The following is a 22,769-nucleotide window of genomic DNA, read 5'->3' as shown; positions in this document are numbered from 1 at the left end:
GCAGTGCCCACCGTCGAGACCGTCCGTGGCCCGATCGACACCGCCGACCTCGGTGCGACCCTCATGCACGAGCACGTGTTCGTGCTCTCCACCGAGCACGTGCAGAACTACGGCACCGGCGACTGGTGGGACGAGGACGAGCGGGTCGCCGACGCGGTGAGCCAGCTCAACGAGCTCAAGGCGCTCGGCATCGACACGATCGTGGACCCGACCGTGTGGGGGCTGGGGCGCTACATCCCGCGGGTGCAGCGGGTCGCCGAGCAGACCGACGTCAACATCGTCGTGGCCACCGGGCTCTACACCTACGACGAGATTCCGCACCAGTACGAGCACCGGGGCCCGGGATTGTTGCTGGACCTGCCGCGCGACCCGATGGTCGACGACTTCACGGGCGACATCCGCGACGGCATCGCGGACACCGGGGTGAAGGCGGCCTTCCTCAAGTGCGTCATCGAGGCCAAGGGGCTCACGCCCGGGGTGGAGCGGACCGTCCGCGCCGTCGCCGCGACCCACCGGGAGACCGGCGCCCCGATCACCGTGCACACCTCCTCCCACACCGGCGCCGGCCGGCTCGCCGTCCAGGTGTTCGGCGAGGAGGGCGTCGACCTGACCAAGGTCGTCATCGGGCACGCCGGCGACAGCAACGACCTCGACTACCTGAGCGAGCTGGCCGAGGCCGGCTGCCTCCTGGGCATGGACCGGTTCGGCCTGGACATCTACAACCCGACGTCCTCACGGGTCGACACGATCGTCGCCCTGGCCGAGCGCGGCTACGCCGGCAAGATGGTCCTCGCCCACGACGCCAGCTGCTACATCGACTACTTCCCGGGGGCCGAGGGGCAGGCGGCCAAGCAGCAGATCGCGCCGAACTGGAACTACACCCACATCAGCAAGGACGTGCTGCCGATGCTCCGCGAGCGCGGGATGACCGAGGAGCAGGTCCGCCAGATGCTGGTCGACACCCCGCGGCGCTACTTCGAGTAGCCCGGGGGCCAGACCACCCGGGCGCCGTCCGAGGCGACGCAGACGGTGGCCTCGCCGGCGCGCCCGGTGGCCGAGCGGTAGGCGGCCGTGATGGCCGCGGCCGCCCCGGCGGCCTGCTCCGCGTCGGCCAGCGCCACGGCGCAGCCGCCGAACCCGGCGCCGGTCAGCCGGGCGCCGAGGACGCCGGGCGTGGCCTCGGCGAGCTCCACCAGGGTGTCGAGCTCGGGGATGCTCACCTCGTAGTCGTCGCGCAGGGAGGCGTGCGAGCGGCCCATCAGCTCGCCGAACGCGGCCGCGTCCCCGAGCCGCAGCGCGGCGGCACCGGCCAGCACCCGGTCGTTCTCGCCCACCACGTGCCGGGCCCGGCGCAGCTGCACGTCATCGAGCAGGTGGGCGTGCTCGGCGAGCAGGGCGGGGGAGACGTCGCGCAGCGCGCGCAGCCCGGGTGCGATGGCGCGGAGCGCCGCGACGGCGGCCTCGCACTCCGCCCGGCGGTCGTTGTAGGCCGACCCGGCCAGGGTGCGGGGGACGGCGCTGTCCAGGACCAGGATCGCGGTGCCGGCGGGGACGGGGACGGTCTCGGCCGCCAGCGAGCGGCAGTCGATCAGCACCGCAGAACCCGCGGCGCCGCAGGCGATGGCCAGCTGGTCCATGATCCCGCTGCGCACGCCGATGACCTCGTGCTCCACCCGCTGCCCCAGGCGGGCCAGCCGCTGCGGCGGCAGCTGCTCCCCGGCCAGGGCGAGCAGCGCCACCAGGACGCCGAGCTCCAGGGACGCCGACGACGACAGCCCGGCCCCGAGCGGCAGGTCGCTGTCGACGACGAGATCGGCCCCGGGGACGTCGTGCCCCTCGTCCTGCAGCACGGCGGCGGCCCCGGCCACGTAGCGCGACCAGCCCGGCCCCTCGTGCGGGCGCAGGTCGGCCAGCGGGCGCTCGTCGGTCTCGCCCATGCGCAGGGCGGTGGTCCGCAGCCGGCCGTCCGCGCGCCGGCGGGCCGCCACGACGGTGCCGCGGTCGAGCGCGGCCGGGAGCACGAACCCGTCGTTGTAGTCGGTGTGCTCGCCGATCAGGTTCACTCGGCCCGGCGAGCGGACGACGAGGTCGGGGTTCCCGCCGACCGTCCGGGCGAAGGCCGCGCGGAGCCCGGTCACGCCGACGCCTCGCGCAGCCGCGCGGCCGCGGTCTCCGGAGTGATGTCCCGCTGGGGCTGCGCCAGCATCTCGTAGCCGACCATGAACTTCCGCACCGTGGCCGAGCGCAGCAGCGGCGGGTAGAAGTGCCCGTGCAGGTGCCACCCCGGGTGGGTGCCGCCGTCGGTGGGGCGCTGGTGCAGCCCCATCGTGTAGGGGAACGGGACGCCGAACAGCGCGTCGTACCGGCGGGAGAGCCGCCGGAGCGCGGCGGCCAGCGCGTCCCGCCGGGCCCCGTCGAGGTCGGGCACGGCGCCGCAGTGGCCCCGCGGCAGCACCAGGGTCTCGAACGGCCAGACCGCCCAGAAGGGCACGAGCACCGTGACGTGCTCGTCCCGGAACACGATGCGCTCCCCGTCCGCCTCCTCGACCGCCAGGTAGTCGCACAGCAGGCAGCTCCCGGCCGCGGCGGCGGCGTCCTGGGCGGCGAGCTCGCGGACCGCCTCGGTGGGCAGCCGCTCCTCCGCCCAGATCTGGCCGTGCGGGTGCGGGTTGCTGGCACCCATCGCCGCGCCGCGGTTCTCGAACACCTGCACCCAGCTCACCCAGTCGAGCCCGCCGAGCTCGGTGTACTGGTCGGCCCAGGTGTCCACGACCGCGCGGACCTCCTCGACCGGCAGCCGCCCGAGCGGGAGGTCGTGCCGCGGTGAGTAGCAGACCACCCGGCAGACGCCCCGCTCGCTCTCGGCGACCAGCAGACCGTCCCGGTCCGACACCGCGGGCGCGGCGTCCGGGGTCAGCGCGGCGAAGTCGTTGTCGAAGACGAACGTCGCGTCGTAGGACGGGGTGCGGTGCCCTCCGGCGCGCTCGTTGCCCGGGCAGAGGTAGCACTGCGGGTCGTACGCGGGCAGATCGGGCACCCGCGCGTCCTCCACCTGGCCCTGCCACGGCCGAGCCGTGCGGTGCGGTGAGACGAGCACCCACTCGCCGGTGAGCCGGTTCAGCCGCCGGTGCGTCGAGTCGAACACGGGCTCAGGATGCCCGGGGCCCGTCGCGGCACGCTTGCCGGGAGGCGCCGCAGCGCGGATACCGTGCCGGTATGGCCGACGGAGGGCTGCAGCTGCAGCCGTGGGACGCCGGCACGTGGACGACCCCGCCGGCCGCCGTGCGCGAGGACGTACTGACCTGCTGGTCACCGCGGTCGAGGGCAGCGACGCCTGGCGGCACACCTCGTACGGGTTCGTGCACGACGACCAGGCCGGGCTGCTGCTGCGGGCGGCCCCGGACACGTGGGTCAAGGCCGGGGTCGAGTTCTCCGACGGGGCGCCCCAGGTCGGCGCCGTGCTCACGCTGGGGCGCCCGGACTGGTCGGTGGCCCCGGCGAGGTCGGCCGGCGTCATGCTGCGCTTGCTGGGCGGCGTCAGCGCGAACCAGCGCGGCGATCGCATCGGACAGCGCCCGCTCGGACTTGCCGAGGGCGTGTCGGCCGCCGTCTGCCAGGCCTACGCTTCGGTGCCCCGATCGCCCAGGAAAGGGACCGCTCATGTCCGACGAGCTGACCGGCCGGCCGAGGCCGCGCGGCCCTGCACGCGTCCCGCTGCTGCACCCGGCCCGGCTGGCGGGCGAGCGGGCCCGGCTGCACGCCGAGATCACCTCCGGTCCCCGGCGGGCGCAGTCCTCCGTCGTCCCGCTCACCGACGACGACGGCCGCCTGCTGGGGCCCTTCGCCCTCATGCTGCTGGCCCCGGGGATCGGATCGGCGGTCCAGGCGGTGGGGGCGGCGCTGCGCGAGGACGCCTTGCTGAGCCCGCGGTCGCGGGAGCTGGCCGTGCTCGCCGTCGCCGCCCGGCGCCGGTCGCACTTCGAGTGGCTGGCCCACGAGCAGGCCGCCCGGGCAGCGGGCGTCGCCACGGCGCAGCTGCAGGCCCTGCTGGACGGCCGGGTCCCCGAGGGACTGGACGCGGTGGACGAGGTCGTCGTCGCGACGACGTGGCGGCTGCTGGACGACGGTGAGCTCGACGACGACGGCTACGCCCGGGCCACCTCGGTCCTGGGGGCCGAAGCGCTGGCGGCGCTGGTGTGGCTGGTCGGCTACTACGCCATGCTGGCCACCGCGCTGGCCACCTTCCGGCCGGAACCGCCGGTGCCGGCAGGCGGCTGAGCCCGGTTCAGACGAGGACGCGGCGGCCGTGGATCCGGTCCGCCGCCTCCGCGGCGAGCAGGATCCGGCGGGCCGGGCGGTACCGGCCCTCGCGCAGGGTGCGGGCCTTGTCCGGGTCGGTTCCGGCGAGCTCCTCGCTGGCGGCGAGGTCGAGGGAGTTGTTCGCAAGCATGACCAGCCGGCCCAGGGGATCGGCGGCGGCGCGGCGGATCGAGCCACCCATGTAGGGCTCGCCGGGGCGCGGGGTGACCGCGTCGACGGCGGCCACCACCACCTCGGGGACCGCGAGAACCCGGAGCCGGGCGACGTCGTAGCGCCGCGCGGGATCCCGGTGGTCCCGGGTCAGGGCCACCACGTCCCGCAGCACGCCGGCCATCTCCGCCTCGGGGCCGTAGGGCCGGAGCATCTCGGCGAGCGGCCGCAGGTGGGCGAGGTAGTGGTCGTGGCCATCCCGGTCCACCTGGCCCTCGTGCGCCGCGAGCGCCAGCAGGTGCGCGTCGGGGACGGTGAAGGCCACGCTCCGAGGCTAGGCGCTGGCGGCCGGTGGTCGCCGGGTGCGACGCGGTGCCCGGCCGAGGAGGCGCAGCCCCGACGTCGCGGGCCGCACCTCCTCCGACGGCGGCACCGCGCCGGCCGCCCGCTCGACCTGCGCGTCGAGCTCCGCCCGCCGGCGGTCGAGGGACGCCACCTCCTCGAGCAGCGCGGCGCGGCGGTCGGCGGCCTGGCGGTCGAGGTGGTCCCGCAGCGCCGCGGCCTCGGCGTCCGCGCGGCACCGCTCGTCCCGGCCGGTGGCCAGCAGCCGGAGCACCTCCGCCCGGCCGGCCAGCCGGGCCGCGGCGACCTCGGCCGCCGCCTGCTCCCCGAGCCGGGCGGCCCGCTCCGCGGCGCGCTGCTCCACCTCCTGCGCCTCCGCGGCGCGCCGCTCCGCCTCGGCGGTGGCCTCCTCACGGATCCGCTCGGCGGCGTCGAGGGTCCGGCCGGCGACGGCGAGCACCATCTCCGCCTGCGCCACGGCGGCGGCGATCGTCTCCCGCGCCCGGTCCCGTGCGCCGGCCAGCTCGCGGGCGGCGCGGGCCCGGAGCTGCTCGGCCTCGGTCCGGGCCGCCGCGCGCAGCTGCTCGGCCTCGGCCGTCATGCCCTGGGCCTGGTCGGCCGCGGCGGCCAGCAGCTGCCCGATGCGGTCGGACAGCCGCAGCAGCTCACCGCCGCCGGCGGAGTGGTCGAGCAGCTGCCGGGCCTCGTCGAGGGCGGTCTGGGTCTGCAGGCACCGGGCCAGCAGGTGCTCCCGCTCCCGGTCCGCCGTGGCCAGCTCGTCCTCGGCCCACTGCACGTAGGTGTCGACCTGGAAGCGGTCGTAGCCGGCCAGCGCCCGGCCGAACATCGGCGCCGCCCGGAACATCGTGGGCAGGTCGCCGGAGACGTTCGGCGGCGTGCGCGGCGCGACGTCGATGACCTCGGCCGCGCTCTCCTGCTGGGTCGCAGCGCTCATCCGGCGTGCCTCCTCCCGTGCCCCTGGGGCACCCGTCGTGCCGACGCTAGGTGCCGGAACGGGACGGCCGCGCGCCGAGGAGCGGGCCCGTCACCCGGCCGGGTGGGGTGCCCCACCCGCTCCGGTCGCGCCCCCCGGCCGGTGTCGCCCCGGGTGACGTCCCCCGCACGGGTGAGCCGGACCAGGCGAGGGGTTCACCGCGGGCAGCGCCCGGGCACACCGTGGCCCATGGCACCGCCCAGCCCCGCGCCGGCCCCCGGCAGCATGACCGTCGCCCTGCTGTTCCAGTGGGAGGTCGTGGCCACCGTCGTGCTGGTGGCGGCCGTCCTGGCTGTCCTCGCGGTGGTGGCGCTCTCGGCGGCGCCCGGGGCCAGCGACCGCTCGGAGTGGCAGCGGTGGCTCGCCGCCCGGTCGCGCGCCGAGCCGGGCGAGCCGCGCGCGGACGGCTGACCGGCCGCGCCGCCGGGTCAGGCGCCGCCCCGGAACCGCAGCACCGCCTCGACCCGGCTGCGGGCCTCGAGCTTGGTGAGCAGGCGGGAGACGTGGTTCTGCACCGTCTTGACCGACAGCCCGAGCCGCCGGGCGATGCCAGCGTTGTCGAGGCCCTCGGCCATCAACCGGAGGACCTCGTTCTCGCGGTCGCTGAGCCCGGGCGCCGCGGGCGGCGCGACCTCCCGCACCTCGCTGAGCCGGGCGAGGAGCCGCGGGGCCAGCGACCGCCCGAAGACGGCGGAGCCGTGGTGCACCGCCCGCACCGCCGCCAGGAGCTCCTCCTGGCCAGCCCCCTTGAGCACGTAGCCGCGTGCCCCCGCATCGAGGGCGGCGACGATCGCGTCGTCGTCCTCGACCATCGTGATCACCAGCACGGCCGTCGAGGGACTCGCGCGCAGCACGAGCTGGGTCGCCGCGGCACCGGACATCCCCGGCAGGTTCAGGTCCATGAGCACGACGTCCGGCCGGTGCACGGTCGCCAGCCGGACGGCGTCCTCGCCGGTGCCCGCCTCGCCGAGGACCTCGGTGTCCGCGACCGACTCGAGCAGTCCGCGCAGCCCCCGCCGGAACATCGGGTGGTCGTCGACGAGGACGATGCCGATCGGGCCGCTCACCGGGGGCCTCCGGTCGGGGCGCCCGTCGGCAGCGCGGCGACGACCACCGTGCCGCCGCCGACGCGGTCGGTGACGACCAGCTCGCCGCCCAGCTCCTCCGCCCACTCCCGCATGGTCGAGAGCCCGTTGCCCGGGCGGCCCGGGGCGGGCGCCGCGGCCCGGCCGCGCCCGTCGTCCTCGACCGATACCAGCATGCTCCGCCCGGCCTCCGCGCGGAGCAGCACCCGCACGCACGTGGCCCACGGCCCGGCGTGCCGGACCGCGTTGGTCACCGCCTCCTGGGCGATCCGGTAGGCGGCCACCTCGGTCGCGGCGGGGAGCGCGGGCACGGTGGGGCAGCCCTCGACGACGACCGGGAGGCGGCTGCTGCTCATCCGCCGGGCGAGGGCGTGCAGCGCGCCGGGCAACCCCAGGTCGTCGAGCGCGGCCGGGCGGAGGTCCTCCACCACCCGGCGCACGTCGGCGACCGCCTCCTGGACGTCGTCGCGCAGCTCGAGCAGCGCCCGGTCGACGGCCGGGTCGCCGCCCACGGTGTTGCGTGCGGTGTCCACCCGCAGCGTCAGCCCGGCGAGCGCCGGACCGAGCCCGTCGTGGAGGTCGCGGCGCAAGCGGCGCCGCTCCTCCTCGCGGGAGAGGACCAGCCGCTCGCGGGACGCCTGGAGCTGGTGGGACAGCTCCAGTGCCCGCACGACCGGCGCCAGCTGGTGCGCCAGCGCCGTCAGCACCGGGACCGTGGTGGCGCTCCTCCGGACGCCGGCCAGCCGCAGGGCGCCGACCTCGACCCGCTCGTGCACCAGCGGGACCTGCTGCTCGGGCGGCCCGGGGCGGCCACGGGACGCCAGGACGGCGCCGTCGGCGCCCAGGACGGCCACGTACGGCAGCCGCAGCGACTCGGCGAGCGCGTCGACCACCGCCGGGAGCGTGTGCTCCGGCGCCGCGGCGTCGGCCAGCCGGTCACCGAGGCGCCGGGCGACCTCCACCGGTTCGTCCCACACGCCCAGGGTCAGCCGGTTCACCGCCCGCTGCACGCGCTCCCGGACCGGCTGGAAGGCCACCGCGACGACGGCCGCGGCGACGACCGGCGCCCATCCGGGGTCACCGGAGCGGAGCACCGCGCCGACCCCGCCGACCACCACGACGTACACGGCGACGACCCCCGCCGTGAGCACCCCGTAGACGAGCGTGCGGTTGGCCGCGAGGCGCAGGTCGTAGAGGTCGTGCTGCAGGACCGCCACGCCGACGGCGACGGGGAGTGCCGCGACCGCGAGGGGGAAGGCCATCGCGCCGCGGCTCTGGTCGACCACGATCCAGAGGCCGACGACCAGGGAGACGGCGGCGGCCACCAGCAGGGCGCCGACCTGCTGCCGCACGAGCGGGCTCCCCCTGCGCCGGCGCACGGCGACCGCGCACAGCCCGACCAGCGCGCTCACCGCCACCAGCGCGAGGCCGGTCAGCGGCAGGAGGTCCACGGCAGGTCGCCAGTCGAGGGGGAGCCCGAGCGGGTTGCGCATCCCGGCCAGGCGGTAGTCGAGCGGTTCGGGGGCGGTGAGCACCGCGCCCGTGAAGAGCGCGAGCGAGCAGAGCGCCAGGACGGCCGCGGGGCGCCAGCGTGCCGACGGCAGCCGTCCGTCCGGGAAGAGCAGCGGGAGCAGGACGACGATCGTGATCCACCCGGCCCCCCGCACCGCCAGCGCCAGCACCGCGACCACGGCCCACCCCGGCTGGTCGGCGCCCCCGACCAGTCGGGCGACCGCCACCTCCAGGGGCAGGGAGGACAGGCCCCACAGGGCACCGCCGGCCCACAGGACGAGCCCGATCCGGTGGCCCGGGCGGTGCACCAGCACCACCGCACCGGCGACGACGAACAGCAGGACGACGACGGCGTCCGCCCATCGGGCGCCGGCTTGCGGGAGGGCGTTGCCGTGCGCGACGGCGGCGGCCCCGGCTGCCGAGGCCACGGCGGCCGACGACGCGAGCCACAGCCCAGCGGCGCCTGCCCGTCCCATGGCGGTCATGGTGCGGCTCCGGTGCCCCGTGCGGGAGGTCCCCGGTCGCGGCGGGTCGCCGTCGCTACCGGCCGAGCCGGGTGCCTTCCTCCGCCACGGAGCGCCGGGGGAGGACGGCGGCCGCCACGAGGACCCACAGGGGGAAGGCGAGCGTCAGCAGGAAGGACAGCGGGGTCACGAGGCCGACCGTCGCGAGAGCCGCGCACGTCCAGCCGAACCACCGGGGGAACGCCGCCGTGCGGAGGACGGCCACCGCCGTGCCGGCCAGCAGCACGGTGAGCCCCACGGGAGCGGCCAGCCCCGACAGCGCCAGCCCGCCGTCGTAGAAGACGACGGCGGACTCCGGTGCCAGGCCGGCGGGGCTCCCCGCCCGCAGGGCCCCGGCGGAGACGAGGGCGAACCCGCCGGCGAGCAGGCCGGTCGCCGCGGCACCGCCGAGGGCCGCCACCCGGGCGGGCCACGGATCCCCGGACGCGGCGTCGTCGAGCGCGCGGACGAGCGCTGCGAGGAAGCAGGCGAGCGGGACCAGGGCGATCAGGGAGAGCGTCATCGCGACGGCGATCCGGTCCGGTGCCGCGGCGTAGAAGCGCAGCACCGCCTCGGGCTCCGCGTGCGGCGCCGGGGTGCCGCCCTGCAGGGCGTTGCCGGCGACGGCGAGCGCGGCGAAACCGGCGGCGGCGGCGAGCGGGGTGCGTGCGGACGTGGAGACGGGCATGGTCGACCTCGTGGGGGCGGGAGGTGGCCCGCGAGCCGGGCGCCGTACCCCAGCCTCGGCGGTGCGTGGACCGGACCACGGTCGCGCCCGGGAGTTCCCGTCGTCATCGGGCGCATTCCCGCACGGCCGGGAAGTCCTCCCGGTCAGGCCGTGTCGAGGACGATCTTGTACTGGCCGGGCCGGGGCTGGATCGCCGCGGAGAAGGCTGCCTGGACCCGGTCGACCGGGTGGACGTCGCTGACGTAGACGTCGCGGAGCCGGGGGTGGGCGGCGAGGTAGTCGCCCGCGTCCCGCAGCACCCGCGCCCGCTCGAGGGTGACACCGGCGCGCAGCGTCAGGTTCTTCCGCAGGAACGTGATCATGTCCATGGGGTACACCGGGTCGTCGGGGATGCCGAAGTAGAGGACGTCCCCACCCGGCGCGACGCCGGCCAGGCAGTCCTGCAGCGTCGTCACCTGGTGGCCCACGGCCTCGACCACGACGGCCGGGCGGTCGGCGTCCGCGAGGGTCGCCGCCCACCGGCTCGCGCTGGCCGTGACGGTCTCGTGCACCCCGAAGACGTCGGCCGCGGCGGTGCGGTCCACCCGGTCGACGCCGACGACCCGGCGGGCGCCGCGCTGCCCGAGCACGTGGCTGAAGAGCAGGCCGATGGGGCCCTGCCCGATGACGGCGACCGACTTCCCGCTCAGGTCCCCGAGCTGCTCCGCGGCGTAGAGGACGCAGGCGAGCGGCTGCAGCATCACGGCGGTGGTCGGGGGGAGCGAGGTGTCGTAGCCGGCCAGCCCGTTGCCGTCGGTGACCACCAGCTCGGCGATCCCGTCGAAGGCGGACGCCCAGCCGACGACCCGGTCCCCCGCGGAGTGGGCCGGGTGCCGGCTGGCGACCACGTCGCCGACCACCTCGTGCAGGGGGAAGCCGGGAACCGGTGTCGCCGTCCGGTCCGCCGGGTTCGGGGCGTACAGGAAGGGCGCGCCCTTGAAAAAGGGCAGGTCGCTGCCGCAGATCCCACCCGCCCGCGTGGCGATCAGCACCTGGCCCTCGGCCAGGTCCTCGGCGCGCGGTGCGGGCACCTCGACCTGCTCGAAGGTGAACGGTCCGCTCAGCCGCTGGGCCCACACGTCGCGCCGCCTCCCGTCTCCGCGGCCGCCCGTGCGGCCGTCCGCGAAGTAGACCAGCGCCCGGCTCCGGGCGCAGCGGGACCCCCGGGGGAGCCCGTCGCAGAGCGCCCCGGCGCCGACGGGATACTGGTCCGCGTCGCGCACGCCCGGCGACGCGCCGGCGCGCCGGGCCGGCGGTCCCACGGTCGAGGAGGTCTGGACGTGCCCAGAGCGCTGCTGCTGGAGAACATCGACCCGGTCGCGACCGAGATCCTCGGTGCGGCGGGCTACGAGGTCGAGTCGCTGCGCGGGGCGCTGGACGAGGCCGACCTGGTCGCCGCGCTCGACGGTGTGGACCTGCTCGGCATCCGCTCGAAGACCCAGGTGACCGCGGAGGTGCTGCGCAGCCGTCCCGACCTGCAGGCGGTGGGCGCGTTCTGCATCGGCACCAACCAGATCGACCTGACCGCGGCCGCGGCCGCGGGTGTGGCGGTGTTCAACGCGCCGTTCTCGAACACCCGCAGCGTGGTGGAGATGGCGATCGCCGAGATCATCATCCTGGCCCGGCGGCTGGTCGACCGCGACCGATCGCTGCACGCCGGCACCTGGGACAAGTCGGCCGCGGGCAGCCACGAGATCCGCGGGCGGACCCTCGGCATCGTCGGCTACGGCAACATCGGCAGCCAGCTGTCGGTGCTCGCCGAGGCGCTCGGCATGCGGGTGCTCTTCTACGACCTCGAGGACAAGCTGGCGCTCGGCAACGCCCAGCGCTGCGACTCCCTGGAGGAACTGCTGGAGCGGGCGGAGACCGTCACGCTGCACGTGGACGGCCGGGCCGGGAACGCGGGGCTGTTCGGCGCCGAGCAGTTCGCCCGCATGCGGCCGCGCAGCATCTTCCTCAACCTCTCCCGCGGGTTCGTCCTGGACCACGAGGCGCTGCGCGACAGCATCCTCAGCGGCCACGTCGCCGGGGCGGCGGTCGACGTCTTCCCGCACGAGCCCCGGGAGCAGGGCGACGAGTTCACCTCGGTGCTGCGCGGGCTGCCCAACGTCATCCTCACCCCGCACATCGGCGGCTCGACCCAGGAGGCGCAGCACGACATCGGGCGGTTCGTGGCCGGCAAGCTCGTCGACTACACCGGCACGGGCACCACGACGCTGAGCGTCAACCTGCCCACCGTCGTCCTGCACAGCTCCTCGACCGACCGCTTCGCCCTGCTGCACCGCAACGTGCCGGGCGTCCTGGCGCGGGTCGACGCCCTCGTCGGCGAGCACGGGCTCAACGTCGACGCCCAGGTGCTGGCCACGCGCGGGGAGTACGGGTACGCGGTCACCGACGTCGGCGCCCCGCTGCCCGCGGACCTGCTGGCGGCGCTCCGCACCCTGCCGGAGGCCGTCCGCCTGATGAGGTTCGGGCCCCGGGTCGACTGACGCGCGCATCCCGCCGGACCGGGCGTCCCCGCCGGCGGGGCGTCATGCTGGTGCGGTGGCGGAGGACCGCTCGGCCGGAGCGCGGCGCACCCGCCGGTGGTTCCTCGCGGGCGCCGCCGGCGCCCTCCTCGCCGGGGCGGCGCCGGGCTGCGGGGTCCGGCCGGAGGGAGCGACGCCGGAGCCGGCCGAGCGCCCGCCGGCGTCCCTCGCGGCCCGTCCGGGGGAGCCCACCGAGCCGTTCCCGGGCCCCGGCACCCACCCGCTGGACCTCGGGGAGGAGGGTGACGCGCTGCTGCACGTGCCGCCGGGCCTCACCGCCGGCGAGCCGGCGCCGCTGGTCCTGACGCTGCACGGGGCCGGCGGTGACGCCGCGGGCGGGCTGGCGCTGCTGCAGGCCGAGGCCGACGAGCGCGGCCTGCTCCTGCTGGCGCCGAGCTCCCGGGGCCCCACCTGGGACGCCGTGCGCGGTGGCTTCGGGCCCGATCTCCGGGTCGTCGACCGGGCGCTCCGGCGGACTTTCGGCGCGGTGCCGGTCGACGGCGGGCGGATCGCCGTCGCCGGCTTCTCCGACGGCGCCTCCTACGCGCTGGGCCTGGGACTGGCCAACGGGGAGCTCTTCGACGCCGTCCTGGCGTTCTCGCCGGGGTTCGTCCCGGAGACGTCGTGGCACCGGCCGCCGCGGGTGTTCGTCAGCCACGGCACCGGCGACGACGTGCTGCCGGTGGACCGGACCAGCCGGCGGATCGTCCCGGCCCTGCGCGAGGAGGGGGTCGAGGTGACCTACCGGGAGTTCCCCGGGCCGCACGCGCTGCCGCCCGAGATCGCCCGGGAGGCGCTGGACCTGCTGGGCTGGGGAGCCCCGGGGTGACCGCCGTCACGGCCGGCCGGCCGGGTGGGTACGGTCACGGCGTGCGGCTCCCGGACGGTCTCGTGGCGGTGGTGAAGCGTGACTGCCCCACCTGCGTCCTGGTCGAGCCGGTGCTGCGGCGGCTCGGCGCCGCGGTCTGGTGCCAGGACGACGCCGGCTGGTTCGACGGCGACGACACCGAGCTCGAGCTCTCCTACCGGCTCGGCATCGAGACCGTGCCGACGCTGCTCCGCGTGGTGGACGGCGCCGAGACCGCGCGGGTCGTCGGGTGGAGCCAGGAGCAGTGGGCGGAGCTGACCGGCGTGCCCGACGTCGGCGAGGGGTTGCCCGAGCACCGGCCGGGGTGCGGCTCGCTGTCGGTGGACCCGTTCCGCGTCGATGCGCTGGAGGCGCGCTTCGGCGGGAGCGGGCTGGCCAGCCGGCGGGTCGAGCTCGCCGAGCTCGAGGACGAGCACGAGGCGCTGTTCGACCGGGGCTGGACCGACGGGCTCCCCGTCGTGCCGCCGACGCCCGAGCGCGTGCTGCGGATGCTGCGCGGCACGACGCGGGACCCGCAGGACGTGGTGGCCGTCGTGCCGCCGCACCTCGTCGAGTGCACCGTGGAGAAGGTGGCCGTCAACGCGGTGCTGGCCGGGTGCCTGCCCGAGCACCTGCCGGTGGTCCTTGCCGCGCTGGAGGCGGCGGCCGCCGAGGAGTTCGCCCTGCACGGCCTGCTGGCGACGACGTACTTCTCCGGCCCCGTCGTGGTGGTCAACGGCCCGGTCGCCGGCCGGATCGGGATGAACAGCGGGGTCAACGCGCTCGGGCAGGGCAACCGGGCCAACGCCACGATCGGCCGGGCCCTGCAGCTCGTGGTGCGCAACGTCGGCGGCGGCCGCCCCGGCGAGGTCGACCGGGCGACCCTGGGCAACCCCGGCAAGTTCACCTTCTGCTTCGCCGAGCGGGAGCAGGACAGCCCCTTCGCCCCGCTCGCCGCCGACCGCGGGGTGGTCGGTGACGCGGTGACCGTCTTCGCCGGATCGGGTGTGCAGCCGGTCGTCGACCAGCTCAGCCGCGACCCGCGCTCCCTGGCGCGCACCTTCGCCGCCTGCCTCCGCGTCAACGCCCACCCCAAGCTCCCCATGGCGTTCGACGCGATGCTCGTCGTCTCGCCGGAGCACGGCCGGGTGTTCCGCGAGGCCGGTTGGGACCGCGCCCGCCTGCTGGCCGAGCTCGACGAGCTGCTCACCCTGCCCGGCGACGAGCTGGTGCGCGGGGCCGGTGGCATGGCCGAGGGGGTGCCCTCCCGGCTGGCCGGGGCCGATCTGCCGAAGTTCCGGCCCGGTGGTCTGCTGGTGGCGCACGCCGGCGGCGACGCCGGGCTGTTCAGCGCGATCGTGGGCGGCTGGGTGGCCGGCGAGACCGGGAGCGCCCCGGTGACGAGAGAGGTGCGCGCATGAGGACCGTCCTGGACCCGACCGGCGAACGGCAGGCGTCCGCCCGGGAGCTGCTGCCCCGGCCGGCCTCGCTGCGCGGCCGCAGCGTGGCGCTGCTCGACACCAGCAAGGCGCGCGGCGACGTCGTCCTCGACCGGCTCGCGGAGCTGCTCGCCGCGGACGGCGCGCTCGTGCGGCGCTACCGCAAGCCGACCTTCGCCCGCACCGCGCCGGTGGACCTGCGGCACGAGATCGCCGAGCAGTGCGAGGTGGTCATCGAGGCGCTCGCCGATTAGGGCTCCTGCACGTCGTGCAGTGTGCACGACATCGCCGACCTCGAGCGCCGCGGCGTCGTCGGGGTGTTCCTCGCCAGCGAGGCCTTCGCCGAGGCCGCCCGCGCGCAGGGCACGGCTCTGGGGTTCCCCGCGCCGTGCGTGCTCGTCCCGCACCCGGTGCAGGACCGCACCGACGCGGAGCTGCGGTCGGCCGCCGAGGCGGCGTACCCGGCGGTGGTCGCCGCCGTCACGGCGACTCCCGGTGGATGACGCCGACGGCGCGCGCTGCCAGGGTGGGCCGATGACCGAGATGCCGATCAGCCGCTTCCCGCTCCGGCCCGCCGGCGAGCTGCCCCCCGACCTCGCCGAGCGCTACGCGGAGGTCCAGGAGAGGTCCGGCTTCCTGCCCAACGTCTTCGCGGCGCTGGCCTGGCGGCCGGACGAGGCGCGGGCGTTCTTCGCGATGCACGACGCGCTCATGGACAAGGACACCCCGGGCCTGTCCAAGGCCGACCGCGAGCTGATCGTCGTCGCCACCAGCGCCGGCAACGACTGCCTGTACTGCGTCGTCGCGCACGGCGCCGTGGCACGCATCCGCACCAAGGACCCCCACATCGCCGACCACGTCGCCGTGGACTGGCGCAAGGCACCGCTGTCCCCGCGGATGCGCGCCGTGCTCGCGGTCGCCACCCGCCTGGCGGCCGACCCGGCCTCGGTCACCGCCGAGGAGCTGGGCGCCCTCGCCGACCACGGCCTGACCCAGGACGACGTCTGGGACGTCGGCATGATCACGTCGTTCTTCGCGCTCTCCAACCGGCTGGCGCACTTCGCGGCGATCACGCCCAACCCCGAGTTCTTCCTGATGGGCCGGCTGCCGCGCGGTGCCGGAGAGGCGCCCGCGCCGCCCGCCTGACGCGGGGCCGCTCGCGCTACGGTCCGCCGGTGACCGCTCCGACGACGACCGTGCTCGCCGACGACCTGGGCTTCCCGGAAGGGCCGCGCTGGCACGACGGCCGGCTGTGGTTCTCCGACTTCCACGACCGCGTGGTGCGCCGGATGCCCGCCGACGGGGGCCCCGCGGTGGTGCTGGAGCTCGACGACAGCCCCTCGGGGCTCGGCTGGCTGCCCGGCGGCGACCTGCTCGTCGTCTCCATGGTCCGGCGGGCCCTGCTGCGGGTGGCCGACGGCGGCACCGGCGTGCACGCCGACCTCGCCGGCGCGACGCGGTTCCGGGCCAATGACCTGGTCGTCGACGCGGCGGGGCGCGCCTACGTCAGCAGCTTCGGCTTCGACCTCGAGGCGGGCGCGGAGCCGGAGCCGGCCGACCTCGTCCGCGTGGACCCCGACGGCACGGTCTCCGTCGCCGCGGCGGGCCTCGTCTTCCCCAACGGGATGGTGCTGAGCCCCGACGGCCGCACGCTCGTCGTCGCGGAGACCTACGGGGCGCGGCTCACCGCGTTCGACGTCGCGGCGGACGGGTCGCTGTCCGGCCGGCGGGTGTTCGCCGAGCTGCCCGGCATCGCCCCCGACGGCATCTGCCTGGACGCCGAGGGGCAGGTGTGGGTGGCCACCGCCCGAACCCCGGAGGTGCTCCGGGTGCGCGACGGCGGCGAGGTGACCGCCCGGGTCGCGGTGGGCAGCGGCTCGCTCTCCTACGCCTGCGCGCTGGGCGGGGACGACGGTCGCACCCTGTTCGTCTGCACCGCGCCGAGCTGGCGCCCCGGGCCACGCGTCGGCCGCATCGAGGCCGTCCGGGTCGACGTGGGCGCGGCCTGAGCATGCGCACCGCACACCTCTCGGTCGCGGGCGCGGCACCCTGCGCGCAGGATCGGCGGGGCGGCATCGGGCTGGTCGACGACGAGGGAGGGCCGGGATGGCGGGCAGCGAGGCGGAGCTGCGGCGGCGGTGGTCGGAGGGTCGGCCCTGCCACGGGCTGTGGAGCGTGCTGCCCGGGGTGGTGACCGGTGAGCTGCTCGCGCGCACCGGCGCCGACTACGTGGTCGTCGACCTCCAGCACGGGGCGACGGCCGAGGCGGACCTCCCCGGCACCTGCGCGGCCATCACGGCCGCGGGCTCGGTGCCGTTGGTCCGCACCCGCAGCTCCCTGTTCCCCGACATCGGGCGGCCGCTGGACCTCGGCGCCCGCGGTGTGATCGTGCCCAACGTCCGCGACGCCGGCCACGCCCGCGAGATCGTCGCCGCCTGCCGGTACGCACCCGCCGGTGGGCGGTCGATCGGCCGGCTCTCCGGCGGGGCCGACGAGCCGCTGGTGGTCCCGATGGTGGAGACGGCGTCCATGCTCGACGACCTGGACGCGGTCCTCGGCGTCGAGGGCCTGGACGGGCTGTACGTCGGCCCCGCCGACCTCGCGCTGTCCCTGGAGCTGACCGGGGACGCCCACCGGACCGAGCTCGGCTCGGTGCTCTCCTCGATCATCGCCCGCGCGCGGGCCGCGGGCGTGCCCGTGGGGGTGCACGCCCGCAGCGGCGAGGAGGCGGCCGGCTTCGCCGCGGAGGGCGCCACGGTGGTGACGGTGGCCGTCGACGCCGTTCTGGTGGCCGAGGCCGCCGGCCACCACCTCGGCGTCGCACGGGACCGCGCCACCGGCTGACGGCGCCGGTCAGGTGAAGGCGTCGACGGTCCGGTCGAGGTAGTCGTTGCGGAAGGCCCCGCGCGGGTCCAGCCGCCGGACGAGCGCGCGGAACTCCGGCATCCGCGGGTACAGCGCGGCAAGCTCCTCGGCGCCGGTGGTGAACACCTTGCCCCAGTGCGGTCGCGCCCCGTACGGGCGCAGCGCCGCCTCGATCTCGGGCAGGAGCGCGCGCACCCGGGCCTCCTCGGGCAGCCAGGTGAAGTGCAGCGCCAGGACGTCCCCGCCGTACGCCGGGCTCAGCCAGAGGTCGTCCGCCGCCACGGTGCGCAGCTCGCTGACCTGGAGCAGCGGGGCGATGCGGGACGCGAGGGAGCGCAGCGCGTCGCAGGCCTCCCGCCCGTGCCGCCGCGGCACGAAGTACTCCGTCTGCAGCTCCTCGCCGCTGCTGGGGGTGAAGCCGGTGCGGAAGTGCGGCAGCCGCTCGTGCCACTCCCCGGGGAGGCCCAGCTGGTCGGTGAGGTTCTCGACCGGCGTGCCCGGCAGCATGTGGGTGGGCTCCGTCGCGGCCCGCGCGCCGAAGAACTCCTCCGGCGCGACCTCGTGCTCGTCGGGGCGCGCCTTCACCCACACCTGGGTCACCTCCCGCCAGTCGGTGAACACGCTGACGCTGTAGGCGGCGTCGGCGACGGCGTCGAAGTCGGCGAACAGCCGCTCCCAGGTCAGCCCGACGTAGACGTCGGTGCGCACCTGGAACGCCGGCTGGACCCGCAAGCCGATCCGGGTCACCACGCCGAGCGCGCCCAGGTGCACGACGGCGCCGGCGAAGTCGGGGTCCCCGTGCGTCAGCGTCTCCAGCTCGCCGTCGCCACGTACGAGCTCGAGCGCCGCCACGGCGGTGCTCAGCGACCCGTTCCGGTTGCCCGACCCGTGGGTGCCGGTGGCCGTGGCGCCCGCGACGGTGATGTGCGGCAGGGAGGCGAGGTTGTGCAGCGCGAACCCCTGCTCGGCGATACGCGGCACCACCTCGCTGTAGCGGGCGCCGCCGGGGATCCAGGCGAGGCCCGCGCCGTCGGGGCGGCGCTCCACCTCGACCTCGCCGGGCAGCCGGTCGAGGGAGACCAGGTCGGCGGTGGTGTCGGCGATGTCGTTGAAGCAGTGCCGGGAGCCCAGGACCTTGACCCGGTCGCTGCCGGCCACGAGGGCCTGCAGCTCGGCGAGGCTCGCGGGCCGGTGCAGCCGCGCCGCCCGGTAGGCGACGTTGCCGGCCCAGTTGGTCCCCGGCTCCGCCGCGTCCGCGGGTGTGGTGGACGACGTCTGCTGCATGCTGGCTCGCGTTCTCCTCCGGGTGACGGTCCCGCGGACTACCGGGGGGCCGATGATCCCCGATGGCGGCAGCCGCCCGCGGCCCGCCTGCCCTGCCCGGCCCGCGCCCGGGTGACACGATGCCGGCATGGCATCGCCGGGGGCCGCGGCCGGGCAGGGCAGGACGGCGTTCGTCCTCGGGGGCGGCGGGGTGCTGGGCGCGGCCGAGGTGGGCATGCTGCAGGCCCTGGCCGAGGCCGGCATCCGGCCCGACCTGGTGGTGGGGACGTCGGTGGGGGCGATCAACGGCGCGCTCGTGGCCGCCGACCCGGCCCCGGACGCGGTGGGCCGGCTGCGCGCGGTGTGGGAGGACCTGGCCGAGCGCGGGGTGTTCGCGGGCTCGGTGCTCGCCCGGCTCGGCACCCTGGTGCGCACCCGCACGCACCTGCACCCGCGCGAGCCGCTCCGCGACCTGCTGGAGGCCCACCTCCCGGTGCGGACCTTCGCCGAGCTCCGCATCCCCTTCCAGTGCGTCGCCTCGAGCATCGAGCGGGCCGCCGAGCACTGGTTCACCGACGGCCCCCTGGTCGAGGCGGTCCTCGCGTCGTGCGCCGTCCCCGGGCTGCTGCCCGCGGTCGAGATCGACGGCCAGCACTACCTCGACGGCGGCCTGGTGCACAGCATCCCGGTCGGCCGGGCGGTCGCCCTCGGGGCCGAGACGATCTACGTGATGCACGTCGGCCGGATCGACCGGCCGCTGCGCCCGCCGTCCCGCCCGTGGGAGGTCGGGCTCGTGGCCTTCGAGATCGCCCGCCGGCACCGGTTCGCGGCCGATCTGGCCGCGCTGCCGGCGGGGGTGGCGGTGCACGTGCTGCCCTCGGGCGGTGCCCCTGCGCCGGGAGCCGGGGACCTGCGCTACCGCGATTTCTCCGGCGTCCCCGACCGGATCGACCGGGCGCACAGGGCGGCGCGGGACTACCTGGGGCGCTCCGGCGCCGGGGCGGGCTGACGTGCTGCCCCCGCGGCGGGTGCGCCGGTTCACCGGCCCCCTGCTGGTCGTGGCGCTCGTGGCCGCGGTCCTGCTGCTGCCCGTGCTGGTCCTGGTGGCGGCCGTCGTCTCCGTGTGGCTGCCGGGGCACTGGCGCGGTCTCCGGCTGCTCTGCTTCGCGCTGCTCTACCTCGCGCTGCAGGTGGCCGGGCTGGTCGCGGCGGGGGCGCTGTGGGTGCTCAGCGGATTCGGTCGCCGGCTGACCTCGCCGAGATCCCGCGCGGCCCACTACACGGTGCTGCGGCTGCTGCTGGACGCGCTGATGCGGGCCGCCCAGCGGCTCTTCGCCCTCCGGCTGGTCACCGACGGAGCCTCGTGGTCGCCGCTGGACGACGGGCTCCCCGGCTCGACCAACGCCATGGTCGTGCTCTCCCGGCACGCCGGCCCCGGCGACTCGTTCCTGCTGGTGCACACGCTGATGGACCGCGACCACCTGCGCCGGCCGCGGATCGTGCTCAAGGACGTGCTGCAGCTGGACCCGATGATCGACGTCTACCTCAACCGGCTGCCCAATCACTTCCTCCCGTCGGGGCCCGCGGACGGGTACAGCTCGGAGGAGGCGATCGCCGACCTGGCCCGCGACCTGGGGGAGGAGGACGCGCTGCTCATCTTCCCGGAGGGGGCGAACTTCACCACCCGGCGGCGCACCCGGGCCATCCAGCGGCTCCGCGACCGGGGCCTCCTGGCGGCGGTGCGCCGCGCGGAGGAGATGCGGCACGTGCTGCCGCCCCGCCCCGCCGGGGTGGCCGCGGCCCTGGGCGCCGCGCCGCACGCCGACGTGGTGTTCGTGGCCCACACCGGGCTCGAGCACCTGAACACGCCCCGCGACGTCTGGCGCGGTCTGCCCATGGACAAGACCCTGCACCTGCGCTGGTGGTTCGTGCCCGCCGCCGAGGTCCCGCGCGACCCGGCCGAGCAGGTCGACTGGCTCTACCGGTGGTGGGAGACGATCGACACCTGGGTGTCCACGACGTCCGCGGCCGAGGACGCGGCACGGGGCCAGCCGGAAGCCGGGCGGTCGGCGCCCGGTTGCACCCCCGCGTGAGGCTCTCGCTGCTCGACCGCTCCCGCACCCGCGCCGGTCACCCCGAGGCGGTGGCCCTGCGGCACACGGTGGAGCGGGCGGTCGCGGCGGAACGGCTGGGCTACGACCGGTTCTGGGTGGCGGAGCACCACGGGGTGCCGGGCATCGCGTCGGGCGCGCCCGCGGTGCTCCTGGCGGCCGTCGGTGCGCACACGGGGACGATCCGGCTGGGGTCGGGCGGGGTGATGCTGCCCAACCACCAGCCCCTCGTGGTGGCGGAGCAGTTCCTGGTGCTGGCCGCGCTCCACCCCGGTCGGGTCGACCTCGGGGTGGGCCGCTCCCTCGGTTTCACCGCGCCCGTGCGCCGGGCCCTCCGCCGCACGGGCGAGGAGCCCGACGCGTTCGCCTCCGACGTCGGCGAGCTCCGGGGGTACCTGGAGCGGACGGCCGGGGTGACCGCCCGCCCCGTCGTCGAGGAGCCGGTCCCGCTGTCCGTCCTGGCCACGGCGACGGGGGCCGGCGTCGCCGCCGGGCTCGGGCTCCCGCTCGTGCTCGGCGGCCCGGTGCTGGACCGGCCCGAGCTCGGCGGCGTGCTGGCGGGCTACCGGCGCGATTTCCGCCCGCACCGTGGCAGCCGCCCGCACGTCACCGTCTCGCTGGACGTCCTGGTCGCCGACACCGACGACGAGGCCCGCGAGCTGGCGTTGCCCGAGGTCTGGGCGATGGCCCGTTCCCGGCGCACGGGCGTGTTCGACGCGCTGGAGCCGGTGGCGGCCATCCGGGACCGTCGGTGGGACGACCTGGACGCGCGCCGGGTGGAGCAGGGGCTCGCCGCCGTGACCGCCGGCCGGCCGGCGACCGTGCGCCGCCGCCTCGAGCAGCTCGCCGAGCGCACCGGCGCCGACGAGCTGCTCGCGAGCGGCTCGACCCATGACCGCGCGGCGCTCGCCGCCTCCGATGCCGCCCTCGCCTCCCTGCTGCGCTGACGGCGTTCCCGGCCGCCGGGTCAGGTGCGCAGCGACTCGTCGGTGCGCTCCTGCTCCGCCGCGGCGGAGGTGCGGCGGCGGCGCCACACCGGCTCCAGCGCGGCGTCCTCCTCCGGCGTCGCGACCGCGAACGGCGGGACGGCCGGCGCCGGCAGTGCCTGCCGCCCCTGGCCGCGGGTGGCGCGGAGGCTGAGCCAGATCGAGGTACCGATGATCGTCGCCACGACGGCCAGGCTGATCGTGGTGGGGATGTAGAAGACATCGATCTTCAGCAGCATCTTGATGCCGACCCACACGAGCACCAGGGCCAGCCCGGTCTTGAGGTACACGAAGCGGTGGATCAGGTCGGCGAGCAGGAAGTACATGGCCCGCAGCCCGAGGATGGCGAAGGCGTTGGCCGTGAAGACGAGGAACGGCTCGTCGGTGACCGCGAAGATCGCCGGGATCGAGTCGACGGCGAAGACGACGTCGGTGACCTCGACGAGCACCAGGACGGCCAGCAGCGGGGTGGCCAGCAGCCGTCCGCCGCGGCGGACGAGGAAACGCTGACCGTGGTAGACGTCGGTCATCGGCACCCAGCGGCGGAAGAGCCGCAGCGTCCGCGACGTCGCGGGGTCCAGGTGCTCGTTCCGCTGCCGGAGCATCCGGTAGCCGGTGAAGAGCAGGAACGCGGCGAACAGGTAGAGCACCCAGCCGAAGCTGGCGATCAGCACCGAGCCGCCGGCGATGAACAGGCCGCGGAAGACCAGCGCCCCGAGCACGCCGAGGAAGAGCACCCGGTGCTGGTACTCCCGGGGGACGGCGAAGTAGGTGAAGAGGATGGCCCAGACGAAGACGTTGTCCACGGCCAGCGACTTCTCGATCAGGTAGCCGGCGTAGTACTGCTGCCCGAGCTCGGCCCCGTAGGACCACCACACCCAGGCGCCGAAGCCGACGCCGATGGCGACCCACACGGCCGACCAGGCCGCCGCCTCCCGGACGCCGATGACGTGGGCGCGGCGGTGGGCGAACAGGTCGACGGCGAGCATCGCGAGCACGAGGCCGAGCACGGCGGCCCAGAGCCACAGGGGGACGTCCACGAGCGTTCTCCTCCGGTCGGTGAACCAACCGGAGGTCTCTCCCGGCTCCTGCCGGAG

22 protein-coding genes and 2 pseudogenes are annotated in these 22,769 nt (G+C 76.3%); 14 read left to right on the top strand and 10 right to left on the bottom strand.

Annotated features, from left to right (window positions below; all coding sequences use genetic code 11):
* Nucleotides 1–3: 3 nt before the first annotated feature.
* A complete protein-coding gene (locus ACI792_RS17115; protein WP_456603653.1) occupies nt 4–984 on the top strand; it encodes a phosphotriesterase family protein in 981 nt (326 codons plus the stop codon).
* Here ACI792_RS17115 and galK read toward each other — a convergent pair.
* Both galK and ACI792_RS17105 read right to left on the bottom strand, forming a co-directional pair.
* Nucleotides 972–2,138, bottom strand: a complete 1,167-nt coding sequence (galK, locus tag ACI792_RS17110) for a galactokinase (RefSeq protein ID WP_456603652.1) — start codon at nt 2,136–2,138, stop codon at nt 972–974. The genes ACI792_RS17115 and galK overlap by 13 nt on opposite strands.
* Nucleotides 2,135–3,145, bottom strand: coding sequence for a UDP-glucose--hexose-1-phosphate uridylyltransferase (locus ACI792_RS17105; RefSeq protein WP_456603651.1), 1,011 nt, complete (start codon nt 3,143–3,145; stop codon nt 2,135–2,137). Before ACI792_RS17105 ends, galK begins: the two co-directional genes overlap by 4 nt.
* Here ACI792_RS17105 and ACI792_RS17100 point away from each other — a divergent pair.
* Together ACI792_RS17100 and ACI792_RS17095 are read left to right on the top strand one after the other, a co-directional pair.
* Nucleotides 3,075–3,446 (top strand): annotated as a pseudogene (locus tag ACI792_RS17100) (hypothetical protein); the annotation flags it as partial. The gene ACI792_RS17105 and the pseudogene ACI792_RS17100 overlap by 71 nt on opposite strands.
* Before the next feature lie 214 nt (nt 3,447–3,660).
* A complete protein-coding gene (locus tag ACI792_RS17095; protein ID WP_456603650.1) occupies nt 3,661–4,278 on the top strand; it encodes a carboxymuconolactone decarboxylase family protein in 618 nt (205 codons plus the stop codon).
* Between the two features lie 7 nt (nt 4,279–4,285).
* Here the strand turns inward: ACI792_RS17095 and ACI792_RS17090 are convergent, their stop codons facing one another.
* Both ACI792_RS17090 and ACI792_RS17085 read right to left on the bottom strand, forming a co-directional pair.
* Complete coding sequence (locus ACI792_RS17090; protein ID WP_456603649.1) at nt 4,286–4,795, bottom strand: phosphohydrolase; 510 nt, start codon at nt 4,793–4,795, stop codon at nt 4,286–4,288.
* Between the two features lie 9 nt (nt 4,796–4,804).
* Nucleotides 4,805–5,767 carry a hypothetical protein gene (locus ACI792_RS17085; protein ID WP_456603648.1) on the bottom strand — a complete coding sequence of 321 codons (963 nt, stop codon included), beginning with the start codon at nt 5,765–5,767 and terminating at the stop codon, nt 4,805–4,807.
* 228 nt (nt 5,768–5,995) lie between these two features.
* On the opposite strand from ACI792_RS17085, the gene ACI792_RS17080 reads away from it, so the two are divergent.
* On the top strand, nt 5,996–6,217 hold the full coding sequence (locus ACI792_RS17080; protein WP_456582072.1) for a hypothetical protein: 222 nt from the start codon (nt 5,996–5,998) through the stop codon (nt 6,215–6,217).
* A 17-nt stretch (nt 6,218–6,234) separates the two neighbouring features.
* On the opposite strand, the gene ACI792_RS17075 is transcribed toward ACI792_RS17080, so the two are convergent.
* From ACI792_RS17075 to ACI792_RS17060, 4 genes are all read right to left on the bottom strand, one after another.
* Nucleotides 6,235–6,873: a response regulator gene (locus ACI792_RS17075; RefSeq protein ID WP_456603647.1), complete on the bottom strand. Its 639-nt coding sequence runs from the start codon at nt 6,871–6,873 to the stop codon at nt 6,235–6,237.
* Nucleotides 6,870–8,888, bottom strand: a complete 2,019-nt coding sequence (locus ACI792_RS17070) for a sensor histidine kinase (protein ID WP_456603646.1) — start codon at nt 8,886–8,888, stop codon at nt 6,870–6,872. Before ACI792_RS17070 ends, ACI792_RS17075 begins: the two co-directional genes overlap by 4 nt.
* Before the next feature lie 55 nt (nt 8,889–8,943).
* Nucleotides 8,944–9,594 carry a hypothetical protein gene (locus ACI792_RS17065; protein ID WP_456603645.1) on the bottom strand — a complete coding sequence of 217 codons (651 nt, stop codon included), beginning with the start codon at nt 9,592–9,594 and terminating at the stop codon, nt 8,944–8,946.
* A gap of 143 nt (nt 9,595–9,737) precedes the next feature.
* Entirely contained in the window at nt 9,738–10,856 is a 1,119-nt protein-coding gene (locus tag ACI792_RS17060; protein WP_456603644.1) for a zinc-binding dehydrogenase, read from the bottom strand.
* Nucleotides 10,857–10,913: 57 nt separating this feature from the next.
* Between ACI792_RS17060 and serA the strand changes: the two genes are divergently transcribed.
* The 7 genes and pseudogenes from serA (at nt 10,914) to ACI792_RS17025 (ending at nt 17,291) form a co-directional block, all read left to right on the top strand.
* Nucleotides 10,914–12,122: a phosphoglycerate dehydrogenase gene (serA, locus tag ACI792_RS17055; protein ID WP_456603643.1), complete on the top strand. Its 1,209-nt coding sequence runs from the start codon at nt 10,914–10,916 to the stop codon at nt 12,120–12,122.
* A 55-nt stretch (nt 12,123–12,177) separates the two neighbouring features.
* A complete protein-coding gene (locus ACI792_RS17050) occupies nt 12,178–12,990 on the top strand; it encodes an alpha/beta hydrolase (RefSeq protein WP_456603642.1) in 813 nt (270 codons plus the stop codon).
* Between the two features lie 41 nt (nt 12,991–13,031).
* Nucleotides 13,032–14,429: a thioredoxin family protein gene (locus ACI792_RS17045; RefSeq protein ID WP_456603641.1), complete on the top strand. Its 1,398-nt coding sequence runs from the start codon at nt 13,032–13,034 to the stop codon at nt 14,427–14,429.
* A pseudogene (locus ACI792_RS17040) lies at nt 14,426–14,950 on the top strand (UGSC family (seleno)protein). The gene ACI792_RS17045 and the pseudogene ACI792_RS17040 overlap by 4 nt, the downstream one beginning before the upstream one ends.
* A gap of 31 nt (nt 14,951–14,981) precedes the next feature.
* Nucleotides 14,982–15,593 (top strand): peroxidase-related enzyme, encoded by a 612-nt coding sequence (locus tag ACI792_RS17035; protein ID WP_456603640.1) that lies wholly within the window; start codon nt 14,982–14,984, stop codon nt 15,591–15,593.
* A 29-nt stretch (nt 15,594–15,622) separates the two neighbouring features.
* Nucleotides 15,623–16,456 (top strand): SMP-30/gluconolactonase/LRE family protein, encoded by an 834-nt coding sequence (locus ACI792_RS17030; RefSeq protein ID WP_456603639.1) that lies wholly within the window; start codon nt 15,623–15,625, stop codon nt 16,454–16,456.
* Between the two features lie 97 nt (nt 16,457–16,553).
* Nucleotides 16,554–17,291: an HpcH/HpaI aldolase family protein gene (locus ACI792_RS17025; RefSeq protein ID WP_456603638.1), complete on the top strand. Its 738-nt coding sequence runs from the start codon at nt 16,554–16,556 to the stop codon at nt 17,289–17,291.
* Between the two features lie 9 nt (nt 17,292–17,300).
* Here the strand turns inward: ACI792_RS17025 and ACI792_RS17020 are convergent, their stop codons facing one another.
* A complete protein-coding gene (locus tag ACI792_RS17020; protein WP_456603637.1) occupies nt 17,301–18,596 on the bottom strand; it encodes a D-arabinono-1,4-lactone oxidase in 1,296 nt (431 codons plus the stop codon).
* 127 nt (nt 18,597–18,723) lie between these two features.
* On the opposite strand from ACI792_RS17020, the gene ACI792_RS17015 reads away from it, so the two are divergent.
* Genes ACI792_RS17015 through ACI792_RS17005 form a run of 3 tightly spaced genes read left to right on the top strand, consistent with a single transcriptional unit; the run spans nt 18,724 to nt 21,633 of the window.
* Nucleotides 18,724–19,584: a patatin-like phospholipase family protein gene (locus ACI792_RS17015; protein WP_456603636.1), complete on the top strand. Its 861-nt coding sequence runs from the start codon at nt 18,724–18,726 to the stop codon at nt 19,582–19,584.
* A 1-nt stretch (nt 19,585) separates the two neighbouring features.
* Entirely contained in the window at nt 19,586–20,668 is a 1,083-nt protein-coding gene (locus tag ACI792_RS17010; RefSeq protein ID WP_456603635.1) for a 1-acyl-sn-glycerol-3-phosphate acyltransferase, read from the top strand.
* The gene (locus ACI792_RS17005) at nt 20,665–21,633 is read left to right on the top strand and encodes an MsnO8 family LLM class oxidoreductase (protein ID WP_456603634.1); all 969 of its coding nucleotides are present in this window, start codon (nt 20,665–20,667) and stop codon (nt 21,631–21,633) included. The genes ACI792_RS17010 and ACI792_RS17005 overlap by 4 nt, the downstream gene beginning before the upstream one ends.
* 20 nt (nt 21,634–21,653) lie before the next feature.
* On the opposite strand, the gene ACI792_RS17000 is transcribed toward ACI792_RS17005, so the two are convergent.
* Nucleotides 21,654–22,712, bottom strand: coding sequence for a TerC family protein (locus ACI792_RS17000; protein ID WP_456603633.1), 1,059 nt, complete (start codon nt 22,710–22,712; stop codon nt 21,654–21,656).
* Between the last annotated feature and the right edge of the window lie 57 nt (nt 22,713–22,769).

Source organism: Blastococcus sp. SYSU DS0669 (assembly GCF_054050895.1).
The sequence above is the reverse complement of the archived record's forward strand: the minus strand, read 5'-3'. Positions and strand labels throughout refer to the sequence as shown.